At 61.7% G+C, this 18,434-nt stretch carries 15 protein-coding genes and 4 tRNA genes; 10 read left to right on the forward strand and 9 right to left on the reverse strand.

From position 1 onward, the window contains the following. Window positions 1-30: 30 nt before the first annotated feature. The 5 genes from tig to SA496_RS16090 all read right to left on the reverse strand — a co-directional run bounded on the left by tig (window position 31) and on the right by SA496_RS16090 (window position 2,109). The gene (gene tig / locus SA496_RS16070; RefSeq protein WP_120650284.1) at window positions 31-1,341 is read right to left on the reverse strand and encodes a trigger factor; all 1,311 of its coding nucleotides are present in this window, start codon (window positions 1,339-1,341) and stop codon (window positions 31-33) included. 244 nt (window positions 1,342-1,585) lie between these two features. After that, window positions 1,586-1,661: transfer RNA gene (locus SA496_RS16075), tRNA-His, on the reverse strand. A gap of 119 nt (window positions 1,662-1,780) precedes the next feature. Continuing rightward, a tRNA-Leu gene (locus SA496_RS16080) sits at window positions 1,781-1,865 on the reverse strand. A 57-nt stretch (window positions 1,866-1,922) separates the two neighbouring features. Continuing rightward, a tRNA-His gene (locus SA496_RS16085) sits at window positions 1,923-1,998 on the reverse strand. Between the two features lie 34 nt (window positions 1,999-2,032). Next, window positions 2,033-2,109 (reverse strand) — tRNA-Arg (locus SA496_RS16090). 263 nt (window positions 2,110-2,372) lie between these two features. Between SA496_RS16090 and folD the strand changes: the two genes are divergently transcribed. Next, a complete protein-coding gene (gene folD, locus SA496_RS16095) occupies window positions 2,373-3,227 on the forward strand; it encodes a bifunctional methylenetetrahydrofolate dehydrogenase/methenyltetrahydrofolate cyclohydrolase FolD (protein ID WP_120650283.1) in 855 nt (284 codons plus the stop codon). Window positions 3,228-3,285: 58 nt separating this feature from the next. On the opposite strand, the gene cysS is transcribed toward folD, so the two are convergent. Next, window positions 3,286-4,671 (reverse strand): cysteine--tRNA ligase, encoded by a 1,386-nt coding sequence (cysS, locus tag SA496_RS16100; RefSeq protein ID WP_120650281.1) that lies wholly within the window; start codon window positions 4,669-4,671, stop codon window positions 3,286-3,288. Beyond that, the gene (locus tag SA496_RS16105) at window positions 4,671-6,338 is read right to left on the reverse strand and encodes a glutamine--tRNA ligase/YqeY domain fusion protein (RefSeq protein WP_330114137.1); all 1,668 of its coding nucleotides are present in this window, start codon (window positions 6,336-6,338) and stop codon (window positions 4,671-4,673) included. The genes cysS and SA496_RS16105 overlap by 1 nt, the downstream gene beginning before the upstream one ends. A 122-nt stretch (window positions 6,339-6,460) precedes the next feature. On the opposite strand from SA496_RS16105, the gene SA496_RS16110 reads away from it, so the two are divergent. Further along, the gene (locus tag SA496_RS16110; RefSeq protein ID WP_120650278.1) at window positions 6,461-6,955 is read left to right on the forward strand and encodes a peptidylprolyl isomerase; all 495 of its coding nucleotides are present in this window, start codon (window positions 6,461-6,463) and stop codon (window positions 6,953-6,955) included. Further along, entirely contained in the window at window positions 6,952-7,674 is a 723-nt protein-coding gene (gene lpxH, locus SA496_RS16115) for a UDP-2,3-diacylglucosamine diphosphatase (protein ID WP_120650276.1), read from the forward strand. Before SA496_RS16110 ends, lpxH begins: the two co-directional genes overlap by 4 nt. A gap of 52 nt (window positions 7,675-7,726) precedes the next feature. Here the strand turns inward: lpxH and SA496_RS16120 are convergent, their stop codons facing one another. After that, on the reverse strand, window positions 7,727-8,329 hold the full coding sequence (locus SA496_RS16120; RefSeq protein WP_120650274.1) for a tRNA-(ms[2]io[6]A)-hydroxylase: 603 nt from the start codon (window positions 8,327-8,329) through the stop codon (window positions 7,727-7,729). A 172-nt stretch (window positions 8,330-8,501) separates the two neighbouring features. Between SA496_RS16120 and SA496_RS16125 the strand changes: the two genes are divergently transcribed. Beyond that, window positions 8,502-9,365, forward strand: a complete 864-nt coding sequence (locus SA496_RS16125) for a universal stress protein (RefSeq protein ID WP_120650272.1) — start codon at window positions 8,502-8,504, stop codon at window positions 9,363-9,365. Window positions 9,366-9,406: 41 nt separating this feature from the next. Here the strand turns inward: SA496_RS16125 and SA496_RS16130 are convergent, their stop codons facing one another. Further along, the gene (locus tag SA496_RS16130) at window positions 9,407-9,883 is read right to left on the reverse strand and encodes a DUF1289 domain-containing protein (protein ID WP_153917233.1); all 477 of its coding nucleotides are present in this window, start codon (window positions 9,881-9,883) and stop codon (window positions 9,407-9,409) included. Window positions 9,884-10,284: 401 nt separating this feature from the next. On the opposite strand from SA496_RS16130, the gene acnB reads away from it, so the two are divergent. From acnB to alaC, 6 genes are all read left to right on the forward strand, one after another. Continuing rightward, on the forward strand, window positions 10,285-12,894 hold the full coding sequence (gene acnB, locus SA496_RS16135) for a bifunctional aconitate hydratase 2/2-methylisocitrate dehydratase (RefSeq protein ID WP_120655168.1): 2,610 nt from the start codon (window positions 10,285-10,287) through the stop codon (window positions 12,892-12,894). A 154-nt stretch (window positions 12,895-13,048) separates the two neighbouring features. After that, window positions 13,049-13,258, forward strand: coding sequence for a YgdI/YgdR family lipoprotein (locus SA496_RS16140; RefSeq protein ID WP_120650270.1), 210 nt, complete (start codon window positions 13,049-13,051; stop codon window positions 13,256-13,258). Window positions 13,259-13,449: 191 nt separating this feature from the next. Continuing rightward, window positions 13,450-14,670, forward strand: a complete 1,221-nt coding sequence (locus SA496_RS16145; RefSeq protein WP_330114138.1) for a CmpA/NrtA family ABC transporter substrate-binding protein — start codon at window positions 13,450-13,452, stop codon at window positions 14,668-14,670. A gap of 14 nt (window positions 14,671-14,684) precedes the next feature. Beyond that, on the forward strand, window positions 14,685-15,263 hold the full coding sequence (locus tag SA496_RS16150) for an ANTAR domain-containing response regulator (RefSeq protein ID WP_120650266.1): 579 nt from the start codon (window positions 14,685-14,687) through the stop codon (window positions 15,261-15,263). A gap of 98 nt (window positions 15,264-15,361) precedes the next feature. Beyond that, window positions 15,362-16,714, forward strand: a complete 1,353-nt coding sequence (locus tag SA496_RS16155) for a pyridoxal phosphate-dependent decarboxylase family protein (protein ID WP_330114139.1) — start codon at window positions 15,362-15,364, stop codon at window positions 16,712-16,714. Between the two features lie 158 nt (window positions 16,715-16,872). Then, window positions 16,873-18,117: an alanine transaminase gene (gene alaC, locus SA496_RS16160; protein WP_120650262.1), complete on the forward strand. Its 1,245-nt coding sequence runs from the start codon at window positions 16,873-16,875 to the stop codon at window positions 18,115-18,117. The last annotated feature ends 317 nt before the right edge of the window (window positions 18,118-18,434 follow it).

Here is an 18,434-nt window from a genome sequence, read left to right on the forward strand (position 1 = left end):
CTTATGGTGTACTCGAAGGAGGCGGAACAATCAGTCGGCTTGCGGAGCTTCTGCCGGCTTGACTGCCTCTTCGTAGGAAACCGCTTTATCGGTAACGTTGGCCTTCTGCAGGACAGTATCTACAACTTGTTCTTCCAGCACAACAGAACGGACTTCGTTCAGCTGCTGGTCGTTCTTGTAGTACCAGGCCACGACTTGTTCCGGCTCCTGGTAAGCGGAAGCCATCTCTTCGATCAGCTCACGCACGCGGGCTTCGTCAGGCTTCAGCTCGAACTGCTTGACCACTTCAGCGACGATCAGACCCAGCACGACACGACGTTTGGCTTGCTCTTCGAACAGCTCAGCCGGCAGTTGCTCAGGGTTGATATTGCCACCGAACTGCTGAACAGCCTGCACGCGCAGACGGTTGACTTCGTTACCGATCAGGGCCTTCGGAACCTCAACCGGGTTGGCAGCCAGCAGGCCGTCCATTACCTGGTTCTTCACCTTGGACTTGGTGGCCTGACGCAGTTCACGCTCCATGTTCTTGCGAACTTCGGTGCGGAAGCCTTCCAGGCCGCCTTCCTTGATGCCGAACAGGGAGAAGAACTCGTCGTTCAGCTCCGGCAGCTGGGGAGCGGAAACGCTGTTGACGGTCACGGTGAACTCGGCGGTCTTACCGGCCAGGTCCAGGTTCTGGTAATCAGCCGGGAAAGTCGGGTTGATCACGCGCTCTTCGCCAGCCTTGACGCCAACCAGAGCCTCTTCGAAGCCCGGGATCATGCGGCCGGAACCCAGCACCAGCGGGGTGCCCTTGGCAGTACCGCCAGCGAAGGCTTCGCCATCGATCTTGCCAACGAAGTCGATGTTCAGCTGGTCGCCATTCTCGGCAGCGCGCTCAACAGCCTCGAAACGGGTGTTCTGCTTGCGCAGCACGTCCAGCATGTTGTCGACGTCAGAGTCGCCAACTTCAGCCTGCAGGCGCTCGATGGCGATACCTTCGAAGCCGGCAACCTGGAATTCGGGGAATACTTCGAAGGTAGCGATGTATTCCAGGTCCTTGCCCTTCTCGAACACTTTCGGCTCGACGGCCGGAGCGCCAGCCGGGTTCAGCTTCTGCTCAACCACAGCTTCATAGAAGGAGGACTGGATCAAATCACCCAGAACTTCCTGACGAGCGGAATCTTCGAAGCGCTGGCGAATGACGCTCATCGGCACCTTGCCCGGGCGGAAACCGGCAACTTTGGCGCGGCGGGCAGTCTGCTGCAGGCGCTTGGTCACTTCGTCCTCGACGCGCTCGGCCGGCACGCCGATGGTCATGCGGCGCTCAAGAGCGGAGGTGCTTTCTACAGAAACTTGCATGGATATTCCTCGTTGCACAGACATTAGCCGGCCGTTCCGGCCCCAGAATCAAGGGCATGCATTCTAGTGGGTCGATTTACAGAAGTCACCCAGCAGAAACAGCCGGCAAAAGGAAGGGATAGAAGAAACAGAAATCAGGATGCTTCGCTGACAGGCAACGACTCGAACTCCCTGCCGCGACGGGACGCACCGCACGGCCCGGAAATGAAAACGCCAGGCATTGAGCCTGGCGCCTTCATGAATATGGGGTGGACGATGGGAATCGAACCCACGACACCAGGAGCCACAATCCTGTGCTCTACCAACTGAGCTACGCCCACCATATTACCTATTCACCGATTTTCATCGGCAACGGAGGTCCACTGGGACCAACCCGATCAACAACCAGAATCGTCAAGAACCAGCGGATCATCCGCCATTCAGCACGACTCGAACATCATGGTGCGGACGGAGAGACTCGAACTCTCACGCCTTGCGGCGCTGGAACCTAAATCCAGTGTGTCTACCAATTCCACCACGTCCGCTAGAGGCAACGCTTGAAACGAAAACGCCAGGCGCGCGGCCTGGCGTTCTCTCGAATATGGGGTGGACGATGGGAATCGAACCCACGACACCAGGAGCCACAATCCTGTGCTCTACCAACTGAGCTACGCCCACCATATTACGCATTGCTTGTGCCAAATGTGCCAAGTGGCACGCCCGGCAGGACTCGAACCTGCGACCATCCGCTTAGAAGGCGGATGCTCTATCCAGCTGAGCTACGGGCGCTTAAATCTGCGAGCAGACTATAAAGCTTTGGCTTGAGCTGAATCACCTGGATCCACCCTTGCCATCTTACCCAGCGACAGGCTGTGCTCGACAAGCGGGGCGCATGTTATAGCCAGCCCCACACCTCGTCAACAGGAAAATTGAAAAAAATCAGAAAGATAAAGGGCTTACGGGAAAATGCTGACCAGCCGCCTTTGCCCGCCCGCCCCTCCATGCGAGAATACGCGCCCTTTTTAGCCCTTCCCGATGGTTAATCTAGCGTCATGACCGCACAACTGATCGACGGCAAAACGATCGCCGCCCGCCTCCGCCAGCAGATAGCCCAACGTGTCGCCGAGCGTCGCCAGCAGGGACTTCGCGTTCCCGGTCTCGCCGTGATCCTGGTCGGCAGCGATCCCGCCTCCCAGGTCTACGTCGCACATAAGCGTAAGGACTGCGAGGAAGTCGGCTTTCTCTCCGAAGCGCATGACCTTCCCGCCAGCACCAGCCAGGCCGAACTCCTGGCGCTGATCGACCGCCTCAATGAAGACCCGGCCATTGACGGCATCCTGGTCCAGCTGCCGCTGCCGGAGCACCTGGATGCTTCGCAGCTGCTTGAGCGCATCCATCCCGACAAGGATGTAGATGGTTTCCACCCTTATAACGTCGGCCGCCTCGCGCAGCGCATCCCCCTGCTCCGCCCCTGCACCCCGAAGGGCATCATGACCCTGCTGGAGAGCACCGGCGCAAACCTCTATGGCATGAACGCGGTTGTCGTGGGCGCCTCCAACATCGTTGGCCGCCCCATGGCTCTGGAACTGCTGCTGGCCGGCTGCACCGTGACCGTCACCCATCGTTTCACCAAGGATCTGGCCGGACACGTGGGCAATGCGGACCTGGTGATAGTGGCCGCTGGCAAGCCGGGCCTGGTCAAGGGCGAGTGGATCAAGCCCGGCGCCATCGTCATCGATGTCGGCATCAACCGCCAGGACGACGGCAAGCTGGTTGGCGACGTGGAATATGACGTAGCTGAACAGCGCGCCAGCTGGATCACTCCGGTTCCCGGCGGCGTCGGCCCCATGACTCGTGCATGCCTGCTGGAAAACACCCTCTACGCCGCTGAAACGCTCCACGCCTGAGGCGCAAACAGAAATAAGAAAGGCCGCTAAGTGCGGCCTTTTTTATTGGGCAATCAAACTAGTCAGCCAAGCGCCAGGTAGTGCCACCCTTGCCATCTTCCAGCACGACCCCCATGGCGGTCAGTTGGTCGCGGATACGGTCGGACTCAGCCCAATTCTTGTCGGAACGCGCCTGCAACCGCGCCTGAATCAGCGCCTCGACCTCAGCTGCATCCACTTTGCCTTCAGCACCTGCGCGCAAGAAGGCATCCGGCTCCAGCTGAAGCACACCGAGCAGGCCGGCCAATTCCTTGAGCCGCGCCGCCAGGGCAGCAGCAGCCTGAAGGTCGCCATCGCGCAGTCGATTGACCTCACGCACCATCTCGAAGAGCACCGCGCAGGCTTCCGGACTATTGAAGTCATCATCCATGGCTGCCGCGAAGCGCTCGACGAAAGCTTCACCGCCTGCCGGCGCGACATCAGGCAACCCCTTGAGGGCGTGATAGAAGCGCTCCAGAGCGCCCTTCGCTTCCTTGAGGCTCTCTTCGGAATAATTGATCGGACTACGGTAGTGGCTAGACACCAGCAGATAGCGAACCACCTCAGGGTGATATTTCTCCAGCACCTCGCGAATGGTGAAGAAGTTGCCCAGCGACTTGGACATCTTCTCGCCATCGACACGTACCGCGCCGGCATGCATCCAGGACTTGGCGTAAAGCTTGCCGGTGGCCGCTTCGCTCTGCGCAATCTCGTTCTCATGGTGCGGGAACACGAGGTCCGGACCACCACCATGGATGTCGAATGTCTCGCCAAGACAGCAAGTGGACATTACCGAGCACTCGATGTGCCACCCCGGACGACCCGCCCCCCAAGGCGACGCCCAGCTCGGCTCACCCGGCTTGGCGCCTTTCCAGAGCACGAAGTCCAGCGGGTCTTCCTTGATTTCGTCCACTTCGATACGCGCACCGATCTTCAGCTCATCGATCTTGCGCCGTGACAACTTCCCGTAGCCTTCGAACTTGCCGACGCGGTAGTACACGTCGCCGTTGCCTGGCGCGTAAGCGAAACCCTTGTCGATGAGGGTCTGGATCATCTCGTGCATACCCGCGATGTGGCCAGTGGCGCGCGGCTCAATATCCGGACGCAGCACAGAGAGACGCGCCTCATCCTCATGCATCGCCGCAATCATGCGATCCACCAGAGCCTCGAACGGCTCGCCATTCTCGTTGGCGCGACGGATGATCTTGTCGTCGATGTCGGTGATGTTGCGTACGTAGGTGAGATCGTAGCCACGATGGCGCAACCAGCGCGCAACCACGTCGAATGCGACCATCACACGGGCATGGCCAATGTGGCAGAAGTCATAGACGGTCATGCCGCAGACATACATGCGCACCTGGTTGCCGACCAGCGGCTGCAATGGCTCCTTGGCCTTGCTGAGGGTGTTGTAGATCGACAGCGCCATCATTGCCCCCAGGAATCGCGCAGGGTCACGGTGCGGTTGAATACCGGCTTACCGGGCTGGGTCTCTTTCAGGTCGGCAACGAAGTAGCCTTCGCGCTCGAACTGGAAGCGATCCTCCGGCTGCGCATTAGCCAGGGAAGGCTCGGCACGGCAACCACTGAGTACCCGCAGGGAATCTGGATTGATGTTGTCGAGGAAACTGCCACCTTCTTCCGACTTCTCCGGGTTCGCCGAACGGAACAGACGGTCATACAGGCGCACTTCGCACTCGACGCTGCCTTCGGCCGGCACCCAATGGATGACGCCCTTGACCTTGCGCCCCTCGGGGTTCTTGCCCAGGGTCTCCGGGTCGTAGGAACAGCGCAGCTCGACGATGTTGCCATCGGAGTCCTTGACGGCCTCGTCAGCACGGATCACGTAGCTGCCACGCAGACGTACTTCACCGCCCGGGATCAGGCGCTTGTAGCCGGCCGGCGGGACTTCTTCGAAGTCTCCAGCATCGATGTACAGCTCGCGGCCGAACGGCAGGACGCGTACGCCCATGTCTTCCTTTGGATGGCGCGGCAGTTCGAGGCTTTCGGCCTGGCCTTCCGGATAGTTGGTAATGACCACTTTCAGAGGCTTCAGCACGCACATGGCACGCGGCGCAGTGGCATCCAGATGGTCGCGAATGCTGAATTCCAGCATGCCGATATCGACCACGCCGCTGGCACGGTTCACGCCGATCATTTCGCAGAAATTGCGGATCGATTCTGGGGTATAGCCCCGGCGACGATATCCGGACAGGGTCGACATGCGCGGGTCGTCCCAGCCGTTTACATGACCTTCATCCACCAACTGTTTCAGCTTGCGCTTGCTGGTAATGGTGTAGTTCAGGTTCAGACGCGAGAACTCGTACTGGCGCGGCTGGGCCGGGACCGACAGGTTCTCCAGGAACCATTCGTAGAGCGGGCGGTGATCCTCGAACTCCAGGGTGCAGATGGAGTGAGTGATGCCCTCGATGGCGTCCGACTGGCCATGAGTGAAGTCATAGCTCGGGTAAATGCACCACTTGTCACCGGTCTGGTGGTGATGGGCATGACGGATGCGATAGAGGATCGGATCACGCAGATTCATGTTCGGCGAAGTCATATCGATCTTTGCGCGCAGCGAACGGGTGCCGTCCGGGAATTCGCCGGCCTTCATGCGAGCGAACAGGTCCAGGTTTTCGTCCACTGAGCGGTCGCGGAACGGGCTGTTCCTACCGGCTTCGGTCAGACTGCCGCGGTACTCGCGCATTTCTTCCGGCGACAGGTCGCAGACAAAGGCCTTGCCGGCCTTGATCAGATCGACAGCCCAGTCATGCAACTGGTCGAAATAGTTGGACGCGTAACGCTCCTCGCCGGCCCATTGGAAGCCCAGCCACTTCACATCGCTTTCGATGGCGTCGATGTACTCCTGGTCTTCCTTCGCGGGGTTGGTGTCGTCGAAGCGCAGATGGCAGTCACCACCGAATTCCTTGGCCAGGCCGAAGTTCAGGCAGATCGACTTGGCATGACCAATATGCAGGTAGCCGTTGGGCTCCGGCGGGAAGCGGGTGACGATCTTGGTGTGCTTGCCGGCATCCAGGTCCGCCTGGACGATCTGGCGCAGGAAGTTGGAAGCGGCGGGAGTCTCTGGCTTGCTCATGGGGTCCTTACATCTAGCTGGTGCGCGGCTCAGGGTAGGCCGGCCAAATCAAAGCGCTTATCATAGCCGAAGCTGTCAATCCCCTGACAGGCCTTGGATTTCTCGATAGAGCGAATAGCCAAATGATCAAGCTGCACACCAACCACGGCGTCATCACCCTGCAACTCTTCGAAGACAAAGCCCCGGAAACCGTGGCCAACTTCAAGGAGTACGTGAAGTCCGGCCACTACGACGGCACCGTCTTCCACCGCGTAATCGGCAACTTCATGATCCAGGGCGGCGGCTTCGAGCCGGGCATGAAGCAGAAGTCCACCCGCGCCCCGATCAAGAACGAGGCCAACAATGGCCTGTCCAACAAGGTCGGCACCATTGCCATGGCCCGCACCATGGAGCCTCACTCGGCCTCCGCCCAGTTCTTCATCAACGTTGCCGACAACACCTTCCTCAACCACAGCGCGCCGACCGTGCAAGGCTGGGGCTACGCCGTGTTCGGTGAAGTCGTGGAAGGCATGGACGTGGTGAACAAGATCAAGGGCGTGGCCACCACCATGAAGGCTGGCCACCAGGACGTCCCGGTCGATGACGTGATCATCGAGAAGGCCGAGATCGCCGAGTGATATTGCTGATCTCCGATCTGCATCTCGAAGAGGAACGCCCGGACATCACCCGGGCGTTTCTTCATTTTCTGCAGACCCGCGCACCGCAAGCCGAAGCCCTCTACATCCTCGGCGACTTCTTCGAAGCCTGGATCGGTGACGATGCGATGACGCCCTTTCAGCGCTCCATCGCCCAGGCCCTGCGCAAACTCGCCGACAGTGGAACACGCATCTTCCTCATGCACGGCAACCGCGACTTCATGATCGGCAGCGCCTTCTGCCGCGAAGCCGGCTGCACCCTGCTGAAGGACCCGAGCCTGGTGCAGATGAATGGCGAGCCGGTGCTGCTGATGCACGGCGACAGCCTGTGCACCCAGGATGAGGCCTACATGCGCCTGCGCAAGTGGCTGCGCAACCCCGTTAGCCTGTTCATCCTGCGCAACCTGCCCTTGGCGACGCGCTACAAGCTGGCACGCAAGCTGCGCAAGGAAAGCCGCATGCAGACGCGGCAGAAAGCCGTGGAAATCACCGACGTCACCGCAGAAGAAGTTCCACGCATGCTTCGCCAATTCGACGCAAGGATCCTGATTCACGGCCATACGCATCGCCCCGCCACTCACGACCTGGAACTGGATGGCCACCCCGCTCGGCGCATCGTCCTCGGCGACTGGGACCGGCAAGGCTGGGCCCTTCAGGTGGATGAGAGCGGTTTCCGGCAGACCCCGTTTAGCCTGGACTGACCCCCGCGTCCAATAAAAAAGCGCCCCTCGAGGGCGCTCTTGCGTTGCCGCTTCAGACCGGTACGCCGCTATGGAAACGAAACTCCTCGTCGGGCGACTCGATCAGCTCTTGCTCGGCCACTCGCACCTTCTCGATGCAGTGATCCACATCCCGCGCCTCGCCGTATAGATAGGCCAGCTTGAGGTAGCCCTGATAGTGGCGAGACTCACTTTTCAGCAATCCGCCATAGAACTTCGACAGCTCTTCATCAAGATGCGGCACCAGCGCCTCGAAACGCTCGCACGAGCGCGCTTCGATGTAAGCCCCCACCACTAGCGTATCCACCAGTTTCTGCGGCTCATGCGCGCGCACGAGCTTGCGCAGGCCGGACGCGTAGCGCGACGCCGACACAGGCTTCAGGTCGATCTTGCGGCGCTTCATGATGCGCAGCACCTGCTCGTGGTGCACCAGCTCCTCACGGGCCAGGCGAGACATGAAATTGATCAGATCCAACCGGGTGGCGTACTTGGCCATCAGCGCCATGGCCGTGGACGCTGCCTTGAACTCGTTGTTCTTATGGTCGATCAGCAGGGTTTCCTGATCGGCCAGTGCGGCCGCCACCCAGGCATCGGGGGTGCGGCAACCAAGGAAGTCATGGATCTCAGGCGGGTTCACAAGCGGTTCTCATCGTGCTGGGGCCACGCTGGCCGGGCTCCCGAAGGCGGAGCATTATACGAATGCCGGAAGCGACGACCAGCCTGGACCGCTTGATATATGTCAAGAACGCCAAAGCGGAATCGGGACTACATTTGTTTTGGCTATATGCCATCGACAGGGAGATAGGACCATGCAAGCCATTCGCAGCATTCTGGTGGTATTGGAGCCGGACCGGCCGGAGGGCCTTGCCCTGAAACGGGCAAAACTGATCGCCGGAGTGACTCAGTCGCACCTGCACCTGCTGATCTGCGACCGCAAGGGCGACCATGCCGACTATCTCAGCGACCTCGCCGAATCGCTCAAGGCTGAAGGCTATAGCGCCAGCACACAGCAAAGCTGGCTGGACAACCAGCACCACACCATCATCGCTGCGCAGCAGGCGGAAGGCTGCGGCCTGGTCATCAAGCAACACGTGCCGGACAACCCGCTGAAAAAGGCCCTGCTCACACCGGACGACTGGAAGCTCCTGCGCTTCTGCCCGGGGCCGGTATTGATGGTAAAGACTGACAAGCCCTGGACCGGCGGCAACATCCTGGCTGCAGTGGACGTGGGCAACAGCGACGGCGAGCACCGCACCCTGCACGCCACCATCGTCAGTCACGGCTACGACATCGCCAGCCTGGCGCACGGCACCTTACATGTGATCAGCGCCCACCCGTCACCCATGCTCTCGGCAGCAGACCCCACCTTCCAGCTCAAGGAAACCATCGAGGCGCGTTACCGCGACGAATGCCGTGCATTTCAGGCTGAATACGACGTCAGCGACGAGCGGTTGCATATCGAGGAAGGTCCGGCAGACGTATTGATTCCCCACGTCGCCCATAAGCTCGAAGCCGTGGTTACTGTGATAGGTACTGTCGCTCGCTCCGGCTTGTCCGGTGCACTGATCGGCAATACTGCCGAAGTCGTGCTGGATACCCTGGAAAGCGATGTCCTGGTCCTCAAACCCGACGCGATCATCGCCCACCTGGAGGAACTGGTCGCACAGCGCTGATTCGAGCCACTAGAAAAAGCCGCCTGATGGCGGCTTTTTCTTCAGACACGACTCTCGACGCCCTCTTGCAGGAAACGTGGAGCGATATAGCGCTCGTAGTGCGCCTCGGACAGCAGGAAAAATTCCCGATCAATGGCTTCCCGCAACTCTGGCAATGCCCAGTCGCGAAACTCAGGAAGCAACGAGATGCCGTAGGCGTCGAGGCGGTTGATCATCCGCGAGGCTCGCGCGATCAGTTGGTACGCCCAGCAGTAAGGGGACTGCTCGGGTACGAAACGCACCTGGCGCTGCTCCAGTTGGTGCCGCAGGCGTTCCGGGTCGAACACCTCCAACTTGGCCGCCATCACCTGCACTAGCAGGATCTCCAGGCGCCGCCAGACCGCGCGCTTCTCTTCCTCGTTGTAGAGGTTCCAGTTCACCACCTCATGATGGAAACGCTTGCAGCCGCGGCACACATGATCGCCATAGACGGTTGAACAGAGGCCGACGCAAGGCGTCTTGATGCGCTGGTTGGACATGGTGGAGGCGGATTCGGCAGGTGACACGGGCCGGCCATCTTAGCCCTTTGTCTAATCAGGGTCACGCGCGGGTAAATAGGGATTTCGTCTTAACTTTGCCGCGCCTTTCCATTAGAATCAGCCCGCCATTTTAGGCGCCGATATCCGTTGGAAGCTGTTTTCAAAGCGTCACGAGCACAGTCGATCCGGCAGGAAATAATGGCGCCGGGCATCCCGCCCGGGATGTCCGCCGCCAGCCCTCATCAGGCCTTCCTTCCGGCGTAAAACTTTGAAAACAGCTTCTCGATGGAGGCCGCCGAAACCTTGGCCAGACAGCCCAAAAAGCTGTGCGGCGCATGCGTTCGGCGGATTCCTGGATGAGCGCCCTGGACTACTCCAGGGCCACTGATGAGGGTAAAACTGTGCTTGAAGCCTATCGCAAACACGTAGAAGAGCGTGCCGCCCAAGGGGTCGTGCCCCAGCCGCTGAACGCCGAACAAACTGCAGGCCTGGTCGAGCTGCTGAAAAATCCCCCGGCTGGCGAAGAGGCTTTCCTCCTCGACCTGATCACCAACCGTGTTCCGCCGGGTGTGGATGAAGCCGCCTACGTCAAAGCAGGTTTCCTCTCCGCTATCGCCAAGGGCGAAGCCACTTCTCCGCTGATCAGCAAGGCCCGCGCCACTGAGCTGCTGGGCACCATGCAGGGCGGCTATAACATCGCCACCCTGGTCGAACTGCTGGACGATGCCGAACTGTCCGCCGTCGCCGCCGAGCAACTGAAGCACACCCTGCTGATGTTCGACGCCTTCCACGACGTCGCCGAGCGCGCCAAGAAAGGCAACGCCAACGCCCAGGCCGTGCTGAAGTCCTGGGCCGAAGGTGAGTGGTTCCAGGCCAAGCCGGCCGTCGCCGAGAAAGTCACCCTGACCGTGTTCAAGGTGCCTGGCGAAACCAACACCGACGACCTGTCGCCCGCTCCGGACGCCTGGTCCCGCCCCGACATCCCGCTGCATGCCCTGGCCATGCTGAAAATGGCTCGTGACGGCATCGAGCCGATCCAGCCGGGCTCCGTTGGTCCGCTGAACCAGATCGAAGCCGTCAAGGCCAAGGGTTTCCCGGTTGCCTACGTCGGTGACGTGGTCGGTACCGGCTCCTCCCGTAAGTCCGCCACCAACTCGGTACTGTGGTTCTTCGGCGACGACATTCCGTTCGTTCCGAACAAGCGCGCTGGCGGCTTCTGCTTCGGCACCAAGATCGCCCCGATCTTCTACAACACCATGGAAGACGCCGGCGCCCTGCCGATCGAATTCGACTGCACCAACCTGGCCATGGGCGACGTGATCGACGTCTACCCCTATGAAGGCAAGGTCGTTCGCCACGACAGCGGCGAAGTAGTCACCACCTTCGAACTGAAGACCCCGGTCCTGCTGGACGAAGTTCGCGCCGGCGGCCGTATTCCGCTGATCATCGGCCGCGGCCTGACCGAGAAGGCCCGTGCCGAGCTGGGCCTGGGTGCGTCCGACCTGTTCAAGAAGCCGGAGTCCCCCGCCGACAGCGGCAAGGGCTTCACCCTGGCCCAGAAGATGGTTGGCCGTGCCTGCGGTCTGCCGGAAGGCAAAGGCGTCCGTCCGGGCACCTACTGCGAGCCGAAGATGACCACCGTCGGCTCCCAGGACACCACTGGCCCGATGACCCGCGACGAGCTGAAAGACCTCGCCTGCCTCGGCTTCTCCGCCGACCTGGTAATGCAGTCGTTCTGCCACACCGCCGCGTATCCGAAGCCCATCGACGTCAACACCCACCACACTCTGCCGGACTTCATCAAGACCCGCGGCGGCGTGTCCCTGCGTCCGGGCGACGGCATCATCCACAGCTGGCTGAACCGCATGCTGCTGCCTGACACCGTTGGCACCGGTGGCGATTCCCACACCCGCTTCCCGATCGGCATCTCCTTCCCGGCCGGTTCCGGCCTGGTGGCCTTCGCCGCCGCCACCGGCGTCATGCCGCTGGACATGCCGGAATCCGTTCTGGTGCGTTTCAAAGGCAAGATGCAGCCCGGTATCACCCTGCGTGACCTGGTGCATGCCATCCCCTACTACGCCATCCAGGCTGGTCTGCTGACCGTCGAGAAGAAAGGCAAGAAGAACATCTTCTCCGGCCGCATCCTCGAAATCGAAGGTCTGAACGACCTGACCGTCGAGCAAGCTTTCGAGCTGTCTGACGCTTCCGCCGAACGTTCCGCCGCCGGTTGCACCATCAAGCTGCCGGAAGATGCCATCGCCGAGTACCTGAAGTCCAACATCACCCTGCTGCGCTGGATGATCGGTGAAGGCTACGGCGACGCCCGTACCCTGGAGCGCCGCGCGAAGGCGATGGAAGCCTGGCTGGCCAACCCGCAACTGCTGGAAGCCGACAAGGATGCCGAATACGCCGCCGTAATCGAAATCGACCTGGCCGACGTCAAGGAGCCTGTGCTCTGCGCGCCGAACGACCCGGACGATGCCCGCCTGCTGTCCACCGTGGCTGGCGACAAGATCGACGAAGTGTTCATCGGTTCCTGCATGACCAACATCGGCCACTTCCGCGCTGCCGGTAAGCTGCTCGACAAGGTCAAGGGCGGCATCCCGACCCGTCTGTGGCTGGCTCCGCCGACCAAGATGGACCAGCACCAGTTGACCGAGGAAGGCTACTACGGCATCTACGGCAAGGCCGGCGCACGCATGGAAATGCCGGGCTGCTCCCTGTGCATGGGCAACCAAGCTCGCGTGCAGACTGGCGCCACCGTAGTCTCCACCTCCACCCGTAACTTCCCGAACCGCCTGGGCGACGCCACCAACGTCTACCTGGCCTCCGCCGAGCTGGCGGCCGTTGCCTCGATCCTGGGCAAACTGCCGACCGTCGAGGAGTACATGGAATACGCGAAGAACATCGACAGCATGGCTGCCGATATCTACCGCTACCTGTCCTTCGACCAGATCGCCGAGTACAAGGAAGCCGCTGCAAACGCCAAGATTCCGGTGGTCCAGGCCTAAGGCCCCATCGGTAGCTCGGCAATGAGAAAGCCCCGCCCCGTGCGGGGTTTTTTCTTTTCTGGAGGCTGCCAGGCCGTTCGCCGTCAGGCCAACTTGCAGCCTCCCTGCCAGCAGCTATGTTCCAAGTATCAGCCCCCACGACTTGGATGCCGCCATGAAAACCTGGTCCTTGATACTCATCTGCGCCCTTGGCTTGGCAGGCTGCTCCAGCGAATACCTGATCGCCACAACCGACGGCCAGCTCATCGCCACCGATGAGAAGCCTGAACTGGATGAAGACACCGGCATGCTCGAATTCGAGGACCACGAAGGTCGAACCCAGCAGATTCCGCAGAGCCAGGTGAAGCAGATCATCGAACGTTAAGCTAGCTCCAACCTCCAACCCTGGCCCCGCTCTCGCGGGGCTAGTTTTTATTGCCGCTGGCATATCGCTTGCTTCAGCAGCTTCAACGAAGCCTGCTCCAACGACGGAGCGAGCTGCTGACAATGGCGTCGATTCCGGCCGGCCCCGGCTGCTCCGGATCGGCGCCATTTTGCTGATAGGTGGCCACCACAATGACGGATAAGCAGAGCACCACGCGTACGGACAACCTGGCCTGGGTCGCAGGCAGCGATGCACCGGAGAAGTGCATGCTCAGCCTTGGCTTCATGCCCCTGACCGACTCGGCATCCCTGATAGTCGCGGCCACCCAGGGGTTCGCCCAGCCCTACGGGCTGACTCTCGAACTGCAGCGCCAGTCGTCCTGGGCAACCCTGCGTGACAAGCTGCTGTCCGGTGAGCTGGATGCAGCGCAAGCCCTTTATGGGCAGATCTATGGGATCGAACTCGGCATTGGTGGTCCTAGCGCGGAAATGGCCATTCTCATGGGACTCTGCCAGAACGGGCAGGCGATCAACCTGTCTGAACCACTCAAGCGCATCGGCGTGACCAATTCCGAGGCACTGGCCCATCACGTGCACCAGAGCGGAGCGCGCCTGACCTTCGCCCAGACGTTTCCCACCGGCACCCACGCCATGTGGTTGAACTACTGGCTCGCCGCCCAGGGCATCCACCCGTTACGCGACGTCGACACAGTTGTCGTGCCGCCTTCGCAGATGGTCGCCCACCTCAAGGCCGCCCGAATCGATGGCTTCTGCGCAGGCGGCCCCTGGGGTGCATTGGCCGTAGACCAGGGCCAGGGGTTCACTCTCGCTACCAGCCAGATGATCTGGCCTGACCACCCAGAGAAGGTGCTTGGCGTAACTCGCGAATTTGCCGAGCAGTACCCCAACACTGCACGCGCGCTGACCATGGCCGTGCTGGAAGCCAGCCGCTTCATCGATGCCAGCCTGGAAAACCGCCGCAGCACCGCTCAGTTGATCAGTGGCAGCGACTACGTGGACGTCCCCCTGTCTGCCATCGAGCCGCGCTTCCTTGGCCATTACCAGGATGGCCTCGGCAATGTCTGGGAGGACGAGCACCCGCTGCGTTTCCACGCAGAAGGCAAGGTGAACATGCCCTACCTCTCCGACGGCATCTGGTTCATGACCCAGTTCCGCCGCTGGGGCCTGCTGCGGGACGACCCGGACTACCTGGCCGTTGCCCGACGCGTACAGCGTCTGGACATTTATCGCGAGGCGGCCGAAGCCCTCGACGTCCCGCTTCCAGACCTCATGCGCAGCGCCACCCTGATTGACGGTCGCACCTGGGACGGCAGCGACCCCGCCGGCTACGCCCGCAGTTTCCCGATCCACTCCCTGGCCGGCAACTCCCGCGCCATCGCCTGTAGCCGTTAGGGAAGACCGCCGCCATGCTGCGTATTCTGCTGATCAACGACACTGCGAAGAAAGTCGGCCGACTCAAGGCCGCCCTGATCGAAGCCGGCTTCGACGTCATCGACGAATCCGGCCTGACCATCGACCTGCCAGGGCGAGTCGAGGCCATCCGCCCGGATGTGGTCCTCATCGACACCGAGTCCCCGGGCCGCGACGTAATGGAACAGGTGGTACTGGTCAGTCGCGACCAGCCCCGCCCCATTGTCATGTTCACCGACGAGCACGACCCGAAGGTCATGCGCCAGGCCATTCAGGCCGGCGTCAGCGCGTACATCGTCGAAGGCATCCAGGTCGACCGCCTGCAGCCCATCCTCGATGTCGCCATGGCGCGCTTCGAAAGCGACCAGGCCCTGCGCGCCCAGCTCAACGCCCGTGACCAGCAACTGGCCGAGCGCAAGCGCATCGAACTGGCGAAGGGGCTGCTGATGAAAATGAAGAACTGCAACGAGGAAGAGGCTTACACCCTGATGCGCCGCCAGGCCATGAGCCGGCAGCAGAAGCTGATCCAGGTAGCCGAACAGATCATTGCGATGCACGACATGCTGGGTCATTGAAGTCCGAACCCAACACAACTGTATGCCGTCAGGTGTATCTGCTGGCTTTCGCGCGGTCCCGCTAAGGTAAGGAGCCCCCTCCTGCCAGCGAGACCGCCATGGACACTGAACGCCAGATTCTCGAAGACGCCGACCGCCGCGCCCTCGCCTACGTGGATGGCATACCCGGGCGCCGAGTCTTCCCTTCCCCGGAAGCCATCCAGGCGCTGGCAGCCTTCGACGGACCATTGCCGGAGCGGGGTCGCCCGGCCGCCGAGGTGCTGCACCAGCTCGATGAACTGGGCTCCCCCGCCACCACCGCGTCCAATGGCGGTCGCTACTTCGGCTTCGTCATCGGCGCAACCCTGCCGGCCGCGGCGGCCGCCGAGCGCCTGGCGCTGGCCTGGGATCAGTGCGCGTCCTCCTTCGACAACTCGCCGGCCGCCGATCGCATCGAAAAAGTGGCCGCACGCTGGGTCCTGGAAAGTCTTGGCCTGCCTACCAGCAGTGCGGTCGGCTTTGGCACCAGCGCCACCGCCTGCACCCTCGCCTGCTTGTCCGCGGCCCGTCGCGCACTTCTGCAGCGCAAGGGCTGGGACTTCGACGGCGACGGCCTGATGGGGGCACCGGAGGTACGCGTGGTGGTCTCCGCCAATGTGCACATCACCGTGAAGAAAGCCCTGCGCATATTGGGGTTCGGCATGAACCGTCTGCTGGTGGCACCCACCGACGAGTTCGGCCGCATCGATCCGGGGCGCTTGCCGCCAATGGATGACATGACTGTCCTCTGCCTGCAGGCCGGCGAGGTCAATACGGGCGAGTTCGATCCTTTCGCCGAACTGATTCCCCGCGCCCGCGCCGCCGGCGCCTGGGTGCATGTCGATGGCGCTTTCGGCCTCTGGGTCCGCGCTTCGTCCCATGCCCAACTGGCCAACGGCGTGGAGCATGCCGACAGCTGGACCTGCGACGGCCACAAGTGGCTGAACACACCCTACGACGGAGCCATGGCCATCTGCCGTGACGCCGACGCGCTGAGCATCGCCATGAACAGTGATGCTGCCTATGCCAGTGCCTCGCGAGATGCGCAGAAGAACCTGACCCTGGAGTTCTCCCGCCGCGCCCGCGGTGTGCCCGTCTGGGCCGCCCTCGCCTCCCTCGGTCGCGATGGCCTGGCCAGCATGATCGATCGCCACATGCGCCAGGCCGAAAACCTTGCCGAGCGCCTGCGTGCGGCCGGCTATCAGGTACTCAATCGCGTGGCACTGAACCAAGTGCTCGTGCGCGCCGACAGCGACGAAGAAACGATCGCCATCCGCAGCGCAGCCCAGGCTTCGGGCGAAGTCTGGTTCGGCCCCACGCTCTGGCAGGGCCGTCCGGCCTTCCGCCTCAGCATCTCGTCCTGGCGCACCACCGATGACGACATCGAGCACTTGGCTACCCTTCTCGCAGGCCTGAAGGGCATTTCCCGCTGACGACTCACTCAGCCGCACTCCAGATTCCCGGAGGTGCGGCTACCTACACGAAACTCCCCTCGACAACCGCCCTGCGAAGCCCTTATCTTCGCCGCCAGGCCACCGCAGTGGCCGACGTCGCTCGGACGGTTCCGGGCGCTTACGTATCCGAGGAAAGCATGGCTGACCAGCGTTCACCGCGCCGTTTTGCGCGCATCGATCGTCTCCCCCCCTACGTCTTCAACATCACCGCCGAACTCAAGATGGCTGCACGCCGTCGCGGCGAAGACATCATCGACCTCTCCATGGGCAACCCCGACGGCGCCACCCCGCCGCACATCGTGGAAAAGCTCGTGCAGGTCGCCCAGCGTGAAGACACCCACGGATACTCCACTTCCCGCGGCATTCCCCGCCTGCGCCGAGCCATCTCGCGCTGGTACAAGGACCGCTACGACGTGGAGATCGATCCCGAATCCGAAGCCATCGTCACCATCGGCTCCAAGGAAGGTCTGGCGCACCTGATGCTCGCCACCCTTGACCATGGCGACACGGTACTGGTGCCCAACCCCAGCTATCCGATCCACATTTACGGTGCCGTGATCGCCGGCGCCCAGGTGCGCTCGGTTCCCCTGGTGCCCGGCGTGGACTTCTTCGCCGAGCTGGAACGGGCGATTCGCGAGAGCATTCCGAAGCCGAAGATGATGATCATCGGCTTCCCCTCCAACCCCACCGCCCAATGCGTGGAGCTGGACTTCTTCGAACGCGTGGTGGCCCTGGCCAAGCAGTATGACGTCCTGGTGGTGCATGACCTGGCCTATGCCGACATCGTCTATGACGGCTGGAAGGCACCTTCGATCATGCAGGTGCCTGGCGCCAAGGACATCGCGGTCGAGTTCTTCACACTGTCCAAGAGCTACAACATGGCGGGCTGGCGGATCGGCTTCATGGTCGGCAACCCGGAACTGGTCAGTGCCCTGGCGCGGATCAAGAGCTATCACGACTACGGCACCTTCACCCCACTGCAGGTGGCCGCCATCGCCGCCCTGGAAGGTGATCAGCAGTGCGTGCGCGATATCGCCGAGCAGTACCGTCAGCGCCGTAACGTATTGGTGAAAGGCCTGCACGAGATCGGCTGGATGGTGGAGAACCCGAAAGCCTCGATGTACGTCTGGGCCAAGATTCCCGAGCCTTATGCCTCCATGGGGTCGCTGGAGTTCTCCAAGAAGCTCCTGGCGGACGCCAAGGTCTGCGTATCCCCGGGCCTGGGCTTCGGCGACTACGGCGATGACCATGTGCGCTTTGCCCTGATCGAGAACCAGGACCGGATCCGCCAGGCCGTTCGCGGCATCAAGGGCATGTTCCGCGCCGACGGACACCTTGAACCCTCGACTCCGCCCAAGTCCCGGAAGGCCAGCAAGGCCTGACGCACGAAAGCGTCCCCTGGTCACAGGGGACGCTCCCTCCTCTGAACTTTCCCCAAACGCCCACCCGGCAAGGTTTCCTCGCCTTTTCAAGCGCTTGGCACACCTCCCCAAGTACAACCGCTCGTCGGCTTTCAGATCGCTTTTTGAACAAAATCAGGGTTCTACCACTCTGATGAAAGCCTAAGTGCATCGCGCCACTTTTGAACCATGGTCGGTCATCGGCGCGCATGTCTTTTTCCCCTTGAGTCCGGAGCGATTCCAAATGCACAAGTTCACGTGCAGGAGGATTCTCTGTCTCAAAAAAGGAGGAATGCCTA

Source organism: Pseudomonas sp. JS3066 (genome assembly GCF_036328175.1).
In the GTDB taxonomy this organism is placed as follows: domain Bacteria; phylum Pseudomonadota; class Gammaproteobacteria; order Pseudomonadales; family Pseudomonadaceae; genus Metapseudomonas.